The 16,018-nt window shown below is 63.9% G+C and carries 12 protein-coding genes; 4 read left to right on the plus strand and 8 right to left on the minus strand.

The annotated features are described in order from the left end of the window. Positions 1 to 13: 13 nt before the first annotated feature. The 6 genes from U9J33_RS18230 to U9J33_RS18255 all read right to left on the minus strand — a co-directional run bounded on the left by U9J33_RS18230 (position 14) and on the right by U9J33_RS18255 (position 8,345). A complete protein-coding gene (locus tag U9J33_RS18230) occupies positions 14 to 433 on the minus strand; it encodes an acyl-CoA thioesterase (protein WP_132468833.1) in 420 nt (139 codons plus the stop codon). Positions 434 to 597: 164 nt separating this feature from the next. After that, positions 598 to 2,745, minus strand: a complete 2,148-nt coding sequence (locus U9J33_RS18235) for a methyl-accepting chemotaxis protein (RefSeq protein ID WP_185999702.1) — start codon at positions 2,743 to 2,745, stop codon at positions 598 to 600. Between the two features lie 22 nt (positions 2,746 to 2,767). After that, a complete protein-coding gene (locus tag U9J33_RS18240; RefSeq protein ID WP_185999703.1) occupies positions 2,768 to 3,475 on the minus strand; it encodes a TorF family putative porin in 708 nt (235 codons plus the stop codon). Between the two features lie 146 nt (positions 3,476 to 3,621). Beyond that, positions 3,622 to 4,386 (minus strand): nuclear transport factor 2 family protein, encoded by a 765-nt coding sequence (locus tag U9J33_RS18245; protein ID WP_185999704.1) that lies wholly within the window; start codon positions 4,384 to 4,386, stop codon positions 3,622 to 3,624. A gap of 85 nt (positions 4,387 to 4,471) precedes the next feature. After that, entirely contained in the window at positions 4,472 to 5,821 is a 1,350-nt protein-coding gene (locus tag U9J33_RS18250; RefSeq protein ID WP_324699635.1) for a carbohydrate porin, read from the minus strand. Positions 5,822 to 5,918: 97 nt separating this feature from the next. After that, complete coding sequence (locus tag U9J33_RS18255) at positions 5,919 to 8,345, minus strand: glucose/quinate/shikimate family membrane-bound PQQ-dependent dehydrogenase (protein ID WP_185999705.1); 2,427 nt, start codon at positions 8,343 to 8,345, stop codon at positions 5,919 to 5,921. Positions 8,346 to 8,836: 491 nt separating this feature from the next. On the opposite strand from U9J33_RS18255, the gene U9J33_RS18260 reads away from it, so the two are divergent. From U9J33_RS18260 to U9J33_RS18275, 4 genes are all read left to right on the plus strand, one after another. Continuing rightward, positions 8,837 to 11,107 (plus strand): glycoside hydrolase family 3 N-terminal domain-containing protein, encoded by a 2,271-nt coding sequence (locus tag U9J33_RS18260; protein ID WP_185999706.1) that lies wholly within the window; start codon positions 8,837 to 8,839, stop codon positions 11,105 to 11,107. Between the two features lie 235 nt (positions 11,108 to 11,342). Further along, a complete protein-coding gene (locus U9J33_RS18265; RefSeq protein WP_324699636.1) occupies positions 11,343 to 12,929 on the plus strand; it encodes a toll/interleukin-1 receptor domain-containing protein in 1,587 nt (528 codons plus the stop codon). Between the two features lie 9 nt (positions 12,930 to 12,938). Then, positions 12,939 to 13,415 (plus strand): nucleotide synthetase, encoded by a 477-nt coding sequence (locus U9J33_RS18270; protein ID WP_185999708.1) that lies wholly within the window; start codon positions 12,939 to 12,941, stop codon positions 13,413 to 13,415. Between the two features lie 18 nt (positions 13,416 to 13,433). Next, positions 13,434 to 14,909 carry a TRAFs-binding domain-containing protein gene (locus tag U9J33_RS18275; RefSeq protein WP_185999709.1) on the plus strand — a complete coding sequence of 492 codons (1,476 nt, stop codon included), beginning with the start codon at positions 13,434 to 13,436 and terminating at the stop codon, positions 14,907 to 14,909. A gap of 14 nt (positions 14,910 to 14,923) precedes the next feature. Here the strand turns inward: U9J33_RS18275 and U9J33_RS18280 are convergent, their stop codons facing one another. Together U9J33_RS18280 and U9J33_RS18285 are read right to left on the minus strand one after the other, a co-directional pair. After that, the gene (locus U9J33_RS18280) at positions 14,924 to 15,484 is read right to left on the minus strand and encodes a Crp/Fnr family transcriptional regulator (protein ID WP_324699637.1); all 561 of its coding nucleotides are present in this window, start codon (positions 15,482 to 15,484) and stop codon (positions 14,924 to 14,926) included. A 303-nt stretch (positions 15,485 to 15,787) separates the two neighbouring features. Then, a complete protein-coding gene (locus tag U9J33_RS18285; protein WP_292636109.1) occupies positions 15,788 to 15,976 on the minus strand; it encodes a hypothetical protein in 189 nt (62 codons plus the stop codon). Between the last annotated feature and the right edge of the window lie 42 nt (positions 15,977 to 16,018).

Genomic DNA, 16,018 nt, shown 5'->3' on the forward strand with positions numbered 1-16,018 from the left:
GCCTGCGGCGGCCTTATTCGCCGGTGTCGCGGCTTTCCGGAGCAAAGAAATGCTGGATCACTTCGCGGGCCAGCCTGGCCGGCCGCATGGTGGAAGCATCCAGGCAGCACCAGCTCGACTTGACTTCGGCCAGCACTTCCTCGCCGCGACGGATGATGGTTTCGTAGAACGCCCGCGCACCCTGCACTTTTTCGAGCAGGACCGTGGCGATCACGTCATCGTCGATGAAGGTCGGCTTGCGATAGGTGATTTCGTGCTTGAGCGCGACCCAGAGATGCTGCGCGACCGCTTCGGTGGGCGCAAGCGCCCGCCAATGATCGAGCACGGCATCCTGCACCCACTTCAGATAGCTGGCATTGTTGACATGCCCCATGAAGTCGATGTCGACCGGGTCGATGCCAATGGGATAGCTGTGGGGAATCGCGTTGCTCACGTCCCCGAAAGTAACAGTTCAGGCCCCCCACAGATAGCGGAAATGGGGGAAACGCCGAGATTTCCTCGGAATGAGGCAGTAACCTGCGGTTTTAATGTGGAATGATCGAAAGAGGAAAGGCCCGCGGATCGTTGCGATCGGTCCGCGAGCCTCGTTTCATCGTATCAGGCCGCCGCGGTGTAGCGAGCCGGGCTCCGGCCGCCGCCCGTGTCGAAGCGGGCCGCCTGATCGTTGAGCGAAATCGCCTCGATCGTCAGGTTGCGTGCCGCGGCCGAAGTTTCCTCGACCATGGCGGCGTTCTGCTGGGTCGACTGGTCCATGGTGGAAACCGCGACCGTGATCTGGCTGATCGCCGACGATTGCGCCTGATTGTCTTCGGCCATCTGTCCGAGCAGGGTGTGAACCTCGCCCACCCCGCCCGAGATGGTCTCGAACGCGGCATCGACACGCTGCACCGCGTCAACGGCGGTCACGATGTCCGTCTGCGTCACGGTAAGCTGGTCACGCGCACGCTTGGCCTCTTCCTCGGCCCGCATGGCAAGCGCGGAAACCAGATCGGCGACGACCGCGAAACCGCGCCCGGCATCTCCGGCGCGCCCGGCCTCGACGGCGGCGTTCATGGCGAGGACGCGGGTCTGGAACGCGATCTTGTCTACGCCTTCGATAACCTGGTCGATGCCCTTTGCGCTCAGGCTCACGCGGTCCATCGCCTGAACGGCCTCGCCAGCCACGGTGCGGCCACCGGCAACGGTCGAGAGAGCCTCGTCGGCGCGGCGCACGGTCTGCGATGCCGCGGTTGCGGAAGCCTTCAGGCGGTGGTCGATCTGGACGAGCGCCGCCGAGGTTTCCTCAAGGCTGGCGGCGTTGGACTCGGTCCGCCGGGCAAGGTCTTCCGATGCCTGGGCGATTTCCTCCGACCCGGTGCGAATGCCAACGGCGCTGTTCGTTACGGCACCGATCATGCGGCGCAATTCGCCAAGGGCGGCGTTGAAGTTTTCCTTCAGTGCGGCATATCCCGCCGGGAACGGCGCGGAAATCTCTGCCGTGAGGTCGCCCCGCGTCAGCGCGTCGAGCCCGGCACCGACGGCGCTGGTGACGATACGCTGTTCCTCGGCCGAACGATGGTCGGCTTCCGCCCGATCTTCCGCGGCCTGACGGAACACATCCGCTGCGCGGGCCATCGTGCCGATCTCGTCCTGACGGTCCAGTTCGGGAATGGCGCAGTGATCGCCCTTGGCCAGACGATCGACAGCGCGGCTCAGTCCGGCGATCGGTTTGCCGATGATGCTGCCGGCCGCGTAGAACAGGCTGGCGAGGACCGCCGCCACGATGACGAGGCCACCGATCACGAGTTGCCATGCCATCGAGCGAGCCGGCGCAGAAATGGTCGCCTCCGGCACGTCGAGAACGAGACCCCAGGTGGTATTGAGCCCCTGAAGCGCGATCGGGCGAATGACACGGCGCGTGGGCACGCCGCCGATGTCGAGATCGTTGAGCACGCGGGTCTCGCCGCTGGCAAGAGCGGCTTTCACCTCATCGAGACCGGCACCTTCATAGGGCTTGCCGAGCTGGGCAGGATCTGGATTGGCCACCCATGTTGCCGAGGAGGACAGGAGCATCACGCGGCCCGTCCCAAACGGCTTGAGCGCTGAAAGACGCTCGGAGAGGCTGCCCAGCTCCATGTCCACGCCCACCACGCCGATAACCTTGTCCCCGGACCTGACCGGATCGGTGATCGATGTCATCAGGATGGTCTTGCCGTCCACGTCATAGGCATAGGGATCAACGATCGCGCCCTTTCCGCTTTCGAATGCCGCCCGGAAATACGGCTTTTCGTAAGCTCCGGCCTCGTTGTTCGGCATTTGCGCCAGCACGCCGTTGCTCTTCACCCAGTATGGCGTGAAGTTGCCGTCTCCGCTGGAGCCGGGAAGCCCGCTCTTGCCGGCGTCAGGACCATCCCACTGGTTGGGCTGGATCATCGTCCAGCTTCCCAATGCCACTTTCGATTCCAGGAGGTCCGTCTTGAGCACCAGCAGGGCCGCGCCGCGATCGCGCATTCCGGCGGCATGCATCTTGCCCAGAGCCGAAGCCATGGAACGCGCCGTCGCCTCGAAAGTGGCGATATCGGTACTGACGCGGTTGCCCTCCGCATCGGCCTGGGCAACGGCGGACTGATCCGACAGTGTCCCCACGACCGAGCCGGTTTCCACGACAACAGCGGTAAAGCCGAACAAGAGCAGCAAGGCGATCGCCAGTCCGGCCACCGTCATCAGCTTGCCCGCAATGCGCATGCGACTGAACAGGTCTTTCATTTAAAAGCTCCAGAAGAAATCTTCAGAAGGCGGCGCTGACCCAGAACAGCGCGGCGCCGTCGGCCCGGGCTCCCCGGCCGAGATCGGTGTCGATGTAGGATAGTCCCAGCGTGACAGGCCCGAGGTTCGCATCCGCGCCGAGCGACCAGTCGTAATAGCCGCCGGGCCGAGGACTGATCGCGCCCTTGCTGCGGCCCCCATGGGCACGAAGCGTGAGCGGCGTCCGCGGGATCGGCACCGCCGCTTCTCCGTAAAGATAGAGGTGATCGCCCCCGAGCGCGGCCTGGTCCCAGCTATAGCCGCTGCCCAGAGTGGCCTGCATGGGGCCGAGGTCCTGCGTGAGCTTCGCCGTGGTTTCGAAGTATTCGATCTTCCCGGAACCCTCGCCGCCGGGATAGCTGTAATAGGCCACGGCCACATCGACGCTGGTGTGGGGCGCCAGGCTTCCCGCCCACCCGGTGTAGAGATCCACCTCGGTCGCGCCGTAGCGTTCGCCCATGTCGATGGAGGAGGCCCAGGTGCCGACGTAGATGCCGCTCTCATGAGACAGGTTGATGGTGGCCTGTACCGCCGGGTCTTTTCCCGTCAGCGAGATGCCCCGAAAGCGATAGTCGCTGATGATGGTAGCGCCGCCGGAAACGGTGAAGGCGGGAGTATCGGATTGGGCATGTGCGGCAATCGGCAACGACAACAGGGTCAGGGCGAACCCTGACGAAATGGCAAAACGCATGGAAGTCCTATTCCGGGACAGATGAGGCAGTGCCATTATAGAAGGGGCACGCCCCGCACCGGGCGTTCACGCCGCAGGTTTGGCCGGGAATTCCTCTAATGCATTAGGATTACGCGGAAATTATAAACTCATGCCGAAAAAGGGGCTCAACGGGCCGGACCGGCCTTGAGGCTGGCGGAGTCTATATGCCAGCGCAGCTGGGCGGGGCTCGCGCCGTCCACGTCGTTGACACGCCTTATCACGTAGCTGCCGCGAAACGTCTGGTGGCGCCCATCGGCAAGGGTCGCATCCACCGTGACGGGCACCGGCTGGTAGATCGACCCAGCCCCTGCGTCCCCCGGTTCGAGCTTGCCGATGGTAACCCTGGTGGATACCGTTTGCGCAAAACCGGCCCTGAAGGTTTCGCGCGTCTGCCTTGGCGGTCCATCCTCGCCCCATTGCTGCCATGCAGTTTCGTAATCCCGCGCATCGAGCGCCGAATAGTAGCGCCTGACGACATCGGCTGCGGCTTCCATGCTCTTCGGTGCGGGGGTGCAGCCGGCCATCGGCGATCCCTTGCCATCGAACAGAGCGCAGCTCCGCGCAATCTCGTCCTCGATCATCGCGCAGCTATTGGACACGTTGCAAGGCGGATGCGTTGCGGGAGAGACGGACCGGCACACCTCGACGCGGCGGGCTGCCGCCGCAGCACCGATCTGCTGCGAACAGGACAGCAGCGCGGAGCCGGAAGCCGCTGGTGCCTGCGTCCTTGATGGTTCCGTTATCGGCGGCGCCTCGGACAGGGTTGCGGTTGGAGGCGCCGAACTTGTCGCCGCCTCCTCGCCATCGGCGCCATCCGGCCCGCCTGGCGATCCGCACGCCGTCACTGCAAGGCCCAGCAGAATCGGGAGAACGGACGCCAGTTGCTTCATTTCCAGAGTTCCTCGTTCCGGCCTTGCCGATGCGCGACGGAAGGATCAACGCACGGGAACCCCGATCGGATGCCGGAGCGCATTCTCAGAACTGCATCTTGACCTGACAGCCGAGCGCGAGGGCATTGGGCGTATTGCGGAAACCGAAGGCGCCCGGCTCGATGATGTACTGGATGTCGGGACGGAGGCTCAGCCAGCGGCGCAGTTGCAGGCCGTAGCTCAGTTCGATCGCGGTCTCCCCGGCGGGCAGCGCGGCATATCCTCCCGGCAGAGGATTGGCTTCGACATGGGCCCGGCGAAGACGCGGATCCACGACGGCATGCGTGAAGCCGAGCGCAATCGAATCCGCATCACGTCCCCGGAAAGTGCCCGTCTTGACGAGCCCCGCCGCATACCAACGGGTGATCTGGCCCGAGATCGCGGGATTGGCGGTGAACTGGCCGAAGATCGACAGTCCTCGATTGCCCTGCCCTTCGCGCAGGATCATCTGGTCAGCCAGCAGATAGACGCCGTAACGTCCACGAACCGTGCCGCCGCCGCCCTGACGGGTCACACGCGAAGTGTCGTAGTAGACGCCAAGCTTGTAATGGCCGGGCAGCGAACGGCTGCCCTTCGCCGCGCCGGGATCGTATTCGACTTCCAGCGGCAGAAGTACCCCGGTGGTTCCTCCCGCGAAGGGGTTGAAGGCGTTCTCCTCGTCGTTAAGGCGCGGATTGACCTGGAAGGCGCCGGTCCTGACGATAATGTCCGAACGCAACTTGTAGCGCACCGCCGCGCCCCACCTGGCATTGGGGTAATTGTACCATCCGCTGTCGCCGGAAAGCGAAAGAGGGTGGGCGCAGAACGCGGCGTTCACGAAGTTGCAGCCGATCGGCATGCCGCCCAGATCGTTGCCCATCGCAAAATAGCCCATCCGCAGGTTGAGCTTGCCCTCCAGGAGGTTCTGCTCCCAACTCGCCTCGGTGAGCCGCGCGTAGTATCCGCCTGCCGCTTCCTGAATGGGCAGCCGGTTGCCTACATAGTCCGAGGAAATGCCAACGCCGCGCCGGTCGTTGAACGTGAGGTGCAGCGTCGCACCTTCCCATCCTGCAAGCCGGTCCATGTCGAAGTCCGCGCCCATGCGGACCTGCTGGACATAGGCGGTGCCCCGCTTGAGCCCTCCGTCCACCGCTGAAAAAGTCTCTGAAACATAGTCGCCCCGGAACGTGACGCCGGCCGTCTTGAGCTGCGTGCGCAGTCCGCCCCAGTCACCCGTGAGCGTATCGCGCGCCGCCGGCTGGGGGGCGGGCGTTTCCGCTGCCGGAAGGGTGGCGACTTGCGCGGTCTGCTGCGCTTCGCCGGTTTCCTCGGCACGGGCATCGACCGCCGCGAACGGGGCGGAAACCATAAGGCCGCAGCCGGCCAGACGCGTGAATCTATCCAAACGATGGGCCATGGCCCCCTCCTCCCCCGACGCCTCGGGAAGAGACGCAGGACCAATATGTCTTGAAGAATGGATGGGGGCGGAAGGCTGTGTTCCGCCCCCGAAAGCGTTACGGCAGCTTATAGGCGATCACATAGTCACCGCGATCGGGCGACTGCCGCGCACCGCCGGCGGTGATGACCACGTACTGCTTGCCGGTCTTCAGCGACTTGTAGCTCATCGGGCCGCCCTGGCTACCCACCGGCAGACGGGCCTTCCAGATTTCCTTGCCGGTCGCCGAATTGAAGGCGCGCAGATAGTAGTCCTGGGTGCCTGCGATGAACACGAGACCGCCCTGCGTCGCCAGCGTGCCGCCCAGCGTGGGCAGACCGATCGGTATCGGCAGGCCCATCTTGATGCCCATCGGGCCGGTATCGCGAACCGTGCCGACCGGAACCTGCCACTTGATCTTGCGGGTCTTCATGTCGATCGCCGTCAGCGTGCCGAAAGGCGGAGCCTGGCAGGGAACGCCCAGCGCGGAAAGGAAGCGATCCTTGACCACGGAATAGGGCGTGCCCTTCAGGGGAACGCTGCCCATGCCGGTATTGACCGCCTCACCCGCGGCGCCCGCCTTGCCCGCCTGCTCCTTCGTCTGCGGGAACATCTGCACCCAAAGGCCGAGACGCATGTCATTGGCAAAGATCGTGCCGGTGGTCGGGTCTGTCGAAAGTCCGCCCCAGTTCATCCCGCCGAGCGATCCGGGGAAGCTGAGCGACTTGTCCGTGCCCGGCGCGGTGTAGAGCCCTTCGTAACGCATGCCCTTGAAGGCAATGCGGCACATCAGCTGGTCGAACGGCGTTGCGCCCCACATGTCGGCTTCGGTCAGCGGACCGACGCCGATCTGCGGCATGCCGACCGACTTGGGCTGCACGAGCGAATAGGGCTCGTTCGGGATATTGGCAGCCTTCACCCTGACATTCGCGACTTCCGTCAGCGGTTTGCCGGTGGTCCGGTCAAGGACATAGAGCTGGCCTGCCTTGGTGCCGAATACCAGCGCGGGCACGGTCTTGCCGTTCTTGGCAAAGTCGATGAAGCTCGGCTGCATCGGCAGGTCGAAGTCCCAGAGATCGTTGTGAACGGTCTGGAAATGCCACTTTTCCTTGCCCGTCGTCGCGTCGAGCGCGAGCATCGAAGCGCCGTACTCGTGGTCGAGCGCGCTGCGGGTGACGCCGTAGAGATCGACCGAGGCACTGCCCACCGGCATGATCACCGCGTTCGTCGCCGGGTCATAGGACATCGCCGCCCAGACGTTGGGAGTGGAGCGGGTGTAGGTCTTTCCTGCGGCAGGCATGCCGGTGATCGCGGGGTTGCCCGGATCGAATGCCCAGCGCAGCTTGCCGGTAACGACATCGAACCCGCGCATAACGCCGCCAGGCATGTCCACCTGCACGTTGTCCGCCACGCGGCCGCCGATCACGACGGTCGTCCCCGCCAGCGTGGGCGCCGAGGTGAGCTGGTACTGCGGGTCGGGCGCGTTGCCGAGGCCAGCCTTGAGGTCTACGCGGCCGCCGTTGCCGAAGTCCGGACAGAACTTCCCGGTATCCGCATCGAGAGCGACCAGTTCGGCGTTGATGGTGTTCATCAGGATGCGGCGCTGGCACAGCGCGCCCTCGGCAACGGTGACGGCCGGGACCGGAGTTGAGCCCGGCACGTCAGGCTGCCGAAGCGGGGCCTTCGCATCGAAATAGGCCAGACCGCGGCAACGCATCCAGACAGAGGCCTTGGCGTTGATGATCGTTTTCCACTTCTCCCTGCCGGTATCGGCATCGAGCGCGATCACGTTATTATGCGGCGTGCAGACGAACACGGTATCGCCGACCTGAAGCGGCGTGTTCTGGTCTTCGGCGCCGTTGCCGTCACTCACCGCGACATCGCCGGTCCGATAGGTCCATGCGACCTTGAGATCCTTTACATTGTCGCGGTTGATCTGATCGAGCGCGACAAAACGGCTACCACCGCTGGTGTTGCCGTATGCTTCCCAGTTCTTCTGCTCATGCGCGGCATCGACGGGAACGAGTCCGCCCATGTCCCCCGAGAATGCCACGGTCGGATGCGCAACGAACATCGCGGCAAAGCCGGACGCGGAACACAGGGCCAGCACGCCCCCGATCGCCAGGGACGGTCCCCAGGCACGTTTGCCGGCAACGGCACCGCGCAGCAGCGGATAGGACAGCGCGATCACGGTCGCGCCGACGCCCATTGCCAGCAGGCGCGAGATCAGCGGCCAGAACGAAAGGCCCACTTCCCACAAGGCCCAGACTATCGTGCAGAGGAAAGTGGCGCCGAAAACGAGAGCGCCCGCCGGGCGTCGGCGAGCGATGAGGAAGCCGGATACGAGCAGCGCGAGGCCCGCGATCACGAAGTAGAAACTGCCGCCGAGGCTGGCGAGCTTTGCCCCGCCTGCGGTGAAGAAGATCCCTGCTAGCAGCACCACCGCGCCGAGCAGCCAAAGCCATGCTCTTGTCAGCAGACTACCGTCGTTCTTCGTGCCTGGCATCCGGCACCTCCTTCGTTTCCTGCAATTATACTCAAAGAAGCCAACAAGGCCACGCAAATGCATGAAACCGCTCAGGGCATGAACGGCTATGCGATCCATTTGTCAGATGCCGCGCACGGAGCAGTGGAACTCGGCGCGTCTCCTGATTACGCGACCTCTCTACCGGCGTTCGCCGACGGAAGAGATGGATCGCCCAGGACAGGGATGCCCGCGCCTATGCGCGTGCTCCGGAACGGCTGCCAATTTGAAATGTGCAGCAGGGATTACGAACCCGGAATACAGCGCAATCCTGGACCCATCATAATGGCATGGTGATATGCCCCGGCGTTATGGGCCGCGCCCTGCCCGCCTGCAGGCAACAGCCGGTCGTGCCGGCGCCCCGGTCGGCCCCGCCTTTCGGCGGCTCGCCTTGCCGCAGTGCAACAAACTCCATACGACTGGATTGCAGCTACTCCCTCCCATCACATTTCCGGGTCTGCTCGCTCTCCTTCATGAACCTAGATCGCCGTAGCATCCTGTCCGGCATCGCCGGTGGCGCATTCGCTTTCACTGTCCCTCGTGCGGCGCTCGGCGCTGACGATGTCCAGCGCGTGGACGACCTGATCGCGCGGATGACGATAGAGGAAAAGGCCGGGCAGATGACCTGCCTTGCCGACAGTTTCCGGCCCTTCAACCCGCCCAATCCGCAAGCCGGCATCCAGGACGAGAAGCGGCTGGCGCAGGAAGTGCGCAAGGGGCGGGTCGGCTGCCTCTTCAATGGCATCGGTGTTGCCGGAGCCCGCCGGGCGCAGGAGATAGCGGTAAAGGAAAGCCGCCTCGGCATCCCCCTGCTCTTCGCCGGAGACGTGATCCACGGCCTCAAGACGATCTTCCCGGTTCCCCTTGCCGAAGCGGCGAGCTTCGACCCATTGCTTGCGGAACGCACCGCCCGCGCCATGGCCATCGAGGCGACGGCAGCCGGGCTCCATCTGACGTTTGCGCCGATGGCGGACGTGGCCCGGGACCAGCGCTGGGGCCGCGTGGTGGAAGGTTCGGGCGAGGACGTGACGCTGACCGCGCTGCTTTCCGCCGCGCGGGTTCGCGGTTTCCAGGGGCGGGACTTGCGACGCGACGATTCGCTGCTTTCCTGCCCAAAGCATTTCGCAGCCTACGGTGCGGTGGCCGGCGGGCTGGAGTACGGCAGCGTCGATATCAGCGACGAAACCCTGCGCGAAACCCACCTTCCGCCCTTCAATGCCGCCTTTGCTGCCGGCGCACTGACCACGATGGCAGCCTTCAGCGAGATCAACGGCGTTCCCGCCACCGCTGATCGCGCGCTGCTCACCGATCTCCTGCGCGGCGAGATGAAGTTTCGCGGCTTCGTTTTCTCCGATTACACCGCCGACGAGGAACTGATCGCTCACGGCTACGCCGAGGACGAGCGCGATGCCGCCCGCCTCGCGGTGCTTGCCGGTGTCGACATGTCCATGCAGAGCGGGCTCTATGTCCGCTATTTGCCGGAACTGGTGAAGAGCGGAGCCGTGCCGATGGGCACGGTCGACGTCGCCGTACGGCGCATCCTTTACGTCAAGGCGGCGATGGGGCTCTTCGAGAATCCATGGCGATCGCTTGACGAAAACGCGGAACGGAGCCGGATCGGTACCAGCGCTCACCGCGCGCTGGCCCGTGAATCTGCAGCCCGTTCCATTGTATTGCTCAAGAACAGCGGCATTCTTCCGATCGATGCCCGCAAGACCGGAAAGATCGCGCTGATCGGGCCGTTCGCCGAAGATAAGGACAACGTCTATGGCCCATGGGCCTTCTACGGCGATCCGGGCCAGGGCGTGGATATCGCCAGCGGCCTGCGCGCCGCGCTGCCCGATCCCTCCGACCTGATCGTCGTTCAGGGCAGCGGCATCGAAGGGCCTGTCGCGGGCGGCATTGCCAAGGCCGTGGAAGCCGCCAGGGCCTGCGATATCGTGCTGCTGGCGATCGGCGAGTCCCAGACGATGTCCGGGGAAGCCCAGTCCCGCACCACTATCGAGATTCCTCCCGCCCAACAGGCGTTGGCCGATGCCGTGGGAGCGACAGGGAAGCCTGTCGTGGTGCTGCTCCGGCATGGCCGGGCGCTGGCCCTTCATGACAGCGTCGCGAATGCGCAGGCGATCCTTGCCACCTGGTTCCTCGGATCGGAAAGCGGCCATGCCATTGCCGATATCGTGTTCGGGAAGGCTGACCCTTCCGGCAAATTGCCGGTGAGTTTCCCTTGGGAATCCGGTCAGGAACCGTTCTTCTACGATCGCAAGTCGACCGGGCGCCCCGTTGTGGACAGCCGCACCGAATATCGCGCCCGCTACACGACAACCGACAACAGCGCGCGCTTCCCGTTCGGCCACGGCCTGAGCTACACGCAGTTTGCGCTCGATCAGTTCAAGCTCTCGGATGAGGTCATGCGCTGGAACGAAACCATCGAGATCAGCGCGCGCCTCACGAACAAGGGCGATCGCCGGGGCAGCGAAGTCGTGCAACTCTATATGCGGGACCGTGTTGCAAGCCGGACCCGTCCGATCCGCGAACTGAAGCGCATGTCCCGGGTTTCGCTCGAACCGGGGGAATCCCGGACCGTCCGCTTCACGCTGTCGCGCAAGGACCTTGAATTCGTGGGCGCCGGAAACCGCAGGATTGCGGAACCCGGCCTGTTCGACCTGTGGATCGGCCAGTCTTCGACGGACGGCCTCCACGGGCAGGTCACGCTCTATGCCGACGTGCCTTCCAAAACATGACCTTGCGGGCTCAGGCGCTCTCAAACATCTACAAGGCATGAGCGCCCCCGTTGCCGTCTACGACTAGCTAACGCCGGCGGGTCCCGTTCATGCCAAATTCACCATGGAATTCATCCGGATAGGGAAAACTCCACATCCCCGCTGGACGCCGCCGCGCTTGTCCCAGTAAGCATACTTGCCCGGGGGCCAGAAAGCCGGGGCTCGCAGGGCGCAGGCAGATGATCGGTTCGCAACGATGAAGGCGAATGAGGAAACCCCGGGACCGGGCGGTGAGCGCCGCTTCCGGGCCTTCCTCAGCTATAGTCACGCGGACGAGCATTTCGCACGCAAGCTTCATCAATGGCTGGAATCCTATCGTATTCCGCCAAGGTTGGTCGGCTCGGCAACACCGATGGGCCATGTGCCGCCGCGCCTCTCGCCCATCTTCCGGGATCGCGCGGAACTCCCGGCGGCATCCAGCCTTGACGAGGAAGTGCGCCAGGCGCTCTCCCAGTCCGACGCGCTGCTCGTGCTGTGCTCTCCGGCAGCGAGGGCTTCGCGCTGGGTCGATGCGGAAATCGCGCTCTTTCGCAGTCTCCACCCCGATCGGCCGATCATCGCGGCTCTGGTCCTGGGCGATCCGGCAGTCAGTTTTCCCTCCGCGCTTCTCGAACCCGATGCGGAAGGCGTGGTGCGGGAGCCGATTGCAGCCGATTTCCGGCCCGACCACGATGGTGCCCGCCTTGCCCGCCTGAAGATCGTCGCCGGCCTGACCGGCGTGGCGCTCGACCAGATTATCCAGCGCGATGCCCAGAGACAATTGCGCCGTGTGATCGCCATCACGCTGCTTACGGTTCTGCTTACCCTATCGATGGCCCTCATGCTGATCTTCGCGTTGCGCGCGCGGATTGAAGCCGAGCATCAACGTCAGCAGGCCGAGGGATTGATAGAATTCATGTTGACCGACCTCAGGCAGAGGCTGGAAGGCGTCGGCCGGCTGGACGTGCTCCAGTCCGTTAACAAACGCGCACTAGACTATTACGCCGACCAGTCCGACCTCAAGACCCTGCCGGCCGACTCGCTCGAACGCCGCGCCCGAATTCTGCACGCCATGGGAGAGGACGACCACAAGCGTGGTGACGTAGCCGGAGCGCTGGCGAAGTTCAGCGAAGCGCACCGTGTGACCGGCGCCCTGCTGGCGGCAAGCCCGCAGGATCCGCCACGGCTCTTCGCCCATGCCCAGAGCGAGTTCTGGTTGGGCTATGTCGATTTCATCGACTACCGGTATGAAAAGGCCCTGCCGCGTTTCATCGCCTATCGCGGACTTGCCGAGCAATTGGTCAGGCTTGTCCCGGGCGATCAGTCCTACTGGCGCGAACTGGCCTATGCCCAGGGCAACATCTGCACGATCGCGGTCACGCGGCGCGGCCCGGAAAAGCAGCTCGCGGAATGCAGCGATGCGCTGGCCACGATGGAGCGCGTGGGCAAGATGGTCCCCGGCGATCTCAGCGTCAAGGCGGACATCGCCAACCGCCATGCCTGGATGGCGGATGCCCTGCGCGTGCAGGGCAGGAACGTCGACGCGCTGCATGAACGCGCGCAGCAGGCGGCGATCGTGCAGCGCCTGCTCAAGGACGATCCGAAGAACGTCAGCTACCTCCAGGACTGGATGCTGGCGCGATATTCGATGTCGCAATTGCTCAATTCGCTGGGCGAGCGGCACAGAGCCGAGAAAATGCGAGAGGATGCTCGTCGCGATGTCGAGCGATTGATCGAATCGGATCCCGAGAACAACGATTGGCGCTTGTGGAAGGCCAAGCTGACCAAACCCCTCGATAAATAGGAACCCATCATGTCGACCCTGAACTACATGCAATACGGTCTGGCGAACCAGCTCGACCTCGAACTGACGGGCGAAGAGCCGATCGTCTTCAACGTCATCCTCAAGGCCGAAGAAGGACGCATCGTCCTGGAATATGACCAGCCCGCCGCACCGGGCCAAGACTATATCGCGATCACCTGCGACAGCGTCGTCGACATCACGCTGGTCGGGGACCAGCTCTGGTTTTCCAAGGAATTCGACGCCATCACCACCAAGGAACCCCTCTCGTCCTTCTATGGCGGGCTTGAGTACAGCGCCTATGACGAGAAGCTCGACCGGTACAAGGCGGTCCGCTTCAACGCGCGCTTCAATCAAGGTGGAAAGTACGGCACGCGCCACCGCTTCAACATCAACGTGGACCTGCTGCAGGACGTAAATGCCTGCGAACCGCGCTGGATCGGACTGACCATCGATCCCGACATCAAGAACCCGCCTCCGCAGGTCTGAATAGCGGATGATCGATTCGTGATCCTTTCGGTACTGGCCCAGATCCGGCAGACGGCACGCGCGGGGGATATCCTCCGCGCGTGGCGCATGTTCGAAAGTGCGGGGCTACTGGCCTCGCAGGCGCCGGATGCTCTCAGCCTCAAGGGCCGGCTGCTCAAGGACCGCGGCCTGCGCAGCTTGGGCGACGAGCGTAGGCAGCTTCTGGACCAGGCGCAGGCCGCCTACATGCAGGCGGCGGGCGAGCGGCGGGCCACCTATCCGCTCATCAACGCGGCGACCATCGCCTTGCTCAACGGCAAGACGCAGGAGGCATCTCTCGTCGCAACAAGAGTGCTGGAACTGCTGGAAAGCGGCGACCATGAACCGGAAACGCGCTACTGGATCGGCGCGACGGCTGCCGAGGGCCACTTGCTGCTTGGCAATACAGAGGCAAGCCGCACCGCGCTCGAACTGGCAATCGCGGCGGCGCCCGAGGCATGGGAAGATCACGCGGTCACGCTGCGTCAGTTCCGGCAGATACTCGAAAGGATCGGGGCGCCTAGCGATCTCTTCGATCATCTCCGCCCGCCGCCGAGCCTCTATTTCAGCGGCATCATCGGCCTGCCGGGAGATGAAAACGAAATCCGCGAGAAAGTCGGCGTCCTGCTCGACGATATCCGACCGGGCGCGGTTTTCGGCGCGCTTGCGGCAGGATCAGATATTGTCATCGCCGAAATGGCACAGGCAAGGGGCGCTCGGCTCAACATCGTGCTGCCGCTCTCCCTGCCCGCTTTTCGCCATATCTCCGTCTCCCAGTACGGCGGCGATTGGGCCGAGCGGTTCGACCGGCTCATCGAGGCTGCCGACCTGGTGGAAACGCTTGACCGGACGAACTGCCTCTCTGCTCCCGCGATCCTGAACGGATCACGCGTCGCGATGGGGCTGGCGCTGCGACGATCGAGAATGCTCGCAACGCGGGCCATCGCACTCCATGTCGGCCGGGAAACGGACAGGATCGCACAAGCCGAAGCGGAATGGCGGGCCCAGGGGCTGGAAATCCATGACCTCACCCTGGACTACTCCGTCCCGGCGAGCGGAGCCGGGTTCGGCAGAGCAGTCGATCGCACCGTCCTTGCCTCGACACGTCCGTTACCGCCTTGTTCCGACCCGTCGGTAGGGGCACCGGAACTGACGGAGGAAGGGTTCTCGATCCTTCGGTTCGGCGATCCCGTCATGGCCATGGATCACGCGGCCGCTATATTGCACATGGCTCCCGAGAGCCGGCTTGGGTTCGATTGCCGCCCCTGCGCGCCGGAATCCGGTGTGGAGGAAGATGCCGAACTTGCCATAGTGCTCGCACGGGCGGCGCCCGCGGGAAGCATTTGCGCGCCTTGGCCGCAGATCGCCGTCATAGACCTGCTCGCCCCCGATTACCGTTTCGAGGCTGCCGGAGACATCGTCACCCCATTGGGCGATTTTGCGATAGGCCTGTTCAGGCTGCTTTCGTCGGCCTGAACAGGCGGCCGCGTTCAGCAGACCAGTTCATGGAGCATGCGGGGGGCGTGGATCACCAGTTGGCCTTCATCACGGCTGATGATGCCCCGCCGGATCAGCGCCGCGATCGCGCGCGATGCCGTCTCGCGAGTGGTATTGGCGCTTAGTGCCAGCGTAGTCACGCGTGGCGGAGGCGCGATCCGTTCCCTGCCATCCGCAAGGGCCAGCAATTCGGCATAGACGCGCCCGGCCGCGCTGTATGTCGTGCGGGCAACCATCCGGTCCAGCGCCCGATCGAGTTGCCTTGCCAATAATCGAGCCATTCCGGCGCCAATTTCCGCATCTGCGGCCACAAGTTCGGCGATCTTTGTGGCTTCTGCGCGCAATAGGGTCGATTCTGCGAGAGTGCCGATTTCCGCGCGATGTACGGTCGGAGCCGGATAGGCGCCGAAAAATTCGCCCGGGCCATGCTGGGCGAGTTGCTGACGCTGCCCTTCAAGGCCAAATGTCTCGATCCGAACCGCCCCATCGATCACCAGCCAGCAGTACTGCGAAGGCTCCCCCTGATGCGCGATGATCTCCTTGGCGCCGAGCAACTGCGGAATCAGGACGCGCGAAAGCGACTCGGCCGATGACCGGCCGCATCGAAAAATCGCCCCGATTGCCTCGATTTGCTCTTCAATATCCAACAGTTGCTGCCCCAGGCCGGAACGGCCTCATCCGTCCCACTATCATGGACCTGACCGATTTTAACAGCACCTGAGGAACAGCAAACCAATTCTGATTCGCTGCATGTGCGTGATCCGTGTCACGCGGAATATGGATTCAATCCGTTAGAAAAGCCTTGCGACCCGAAGGCGGCTCCTAACCGAGCAGCCCCATTTCCTGGCCCGAAGGCTTCACGCCTTCGGGCCATTTTTTTGTACTTTCGGGGCAGGAGCTGAACTCTCTGCGGCATTTCCGTGACGATGCTGCCGAACTGCAAAATTCCACGCAAGGGCGATCGCGGTCAATTCGACGCCATTTAATGCACCGTTTCGAATCGAAACGCTTTCCATGAATTCATCGGGCCATTCAACAGCTGCCACCCTAAACCCGAAAAGGGAAGTTCAAGAGCGGTTCGAACAGTC

This window comes from Novosphingobium sp. RL4, from assembly GCF_035658495.1.
GTDB lineage: Bacteria > Pseudomonadota > Alphaproteobacteria > Sphingomonadales > Sphingomonadaceae > Novosphingobium.

Bases quoted from the DNA above. Each gene is read 5' to 3' on its own strand.
- U9J33_RS18235 (WP_185999702.1), bottom strand. From the start codon at position 2,745: ATGAAAGACCTGTTCAGTCGCATGCGCATTGCGGGCAAGCTGATGACG.
- U9J33_RS18240 (WP_185999703.1), bottom strand. From the start codon at position 3,475: ATGCGTTTTGCCATTTCGTCAGGGTTCGCCCTGACCCTGTTGTCGTTG.
- U9J33_RS18245 (WP_185999704.1), bottom strand. From the start codon at position 4,386: ATGAAGCAACTGGCGTCCGTTCTCCCGATTCTGCTGGGCCTTGCAGTG.
- U9J33_RS18250 (WP_324699635.1), bottom strand. From the start codon at position 5,821: ATGGCCCATCGTTTGGATAGATTCACGCGTCTGGCCGGCTGCGGCCTT.
- U9J33_RS18255 (WP_185999705.1), bottom strand. From the start codon at position 8,345: ATGCCAGGCACGAAGAACGACGGTAGTCTGCTGACAAGAGCATGGCTT.
- U9J33_RS18260 (WP_185999706.1), top strand. From the start codon at position 8,837: ATGAACCTAGATCGCCGTAGCATCCTGTCCGGCATCGCCGGTGGCGCA.
- U9J33_RS18265 (WP_324699636.1), top strand. From the start codon at position 11,343: ATGAAGGCGAATGAGGAAACCCCGGGACCGGGCGGTGAGCGCCGCTTC.
- U9J33_RS18270 (WP_185999708.1), top strand. From the start codon at position 12,939: ATGTCGACCCTGAACTACATGCAATACGGTCTGGCGAACCAGCTCGAC.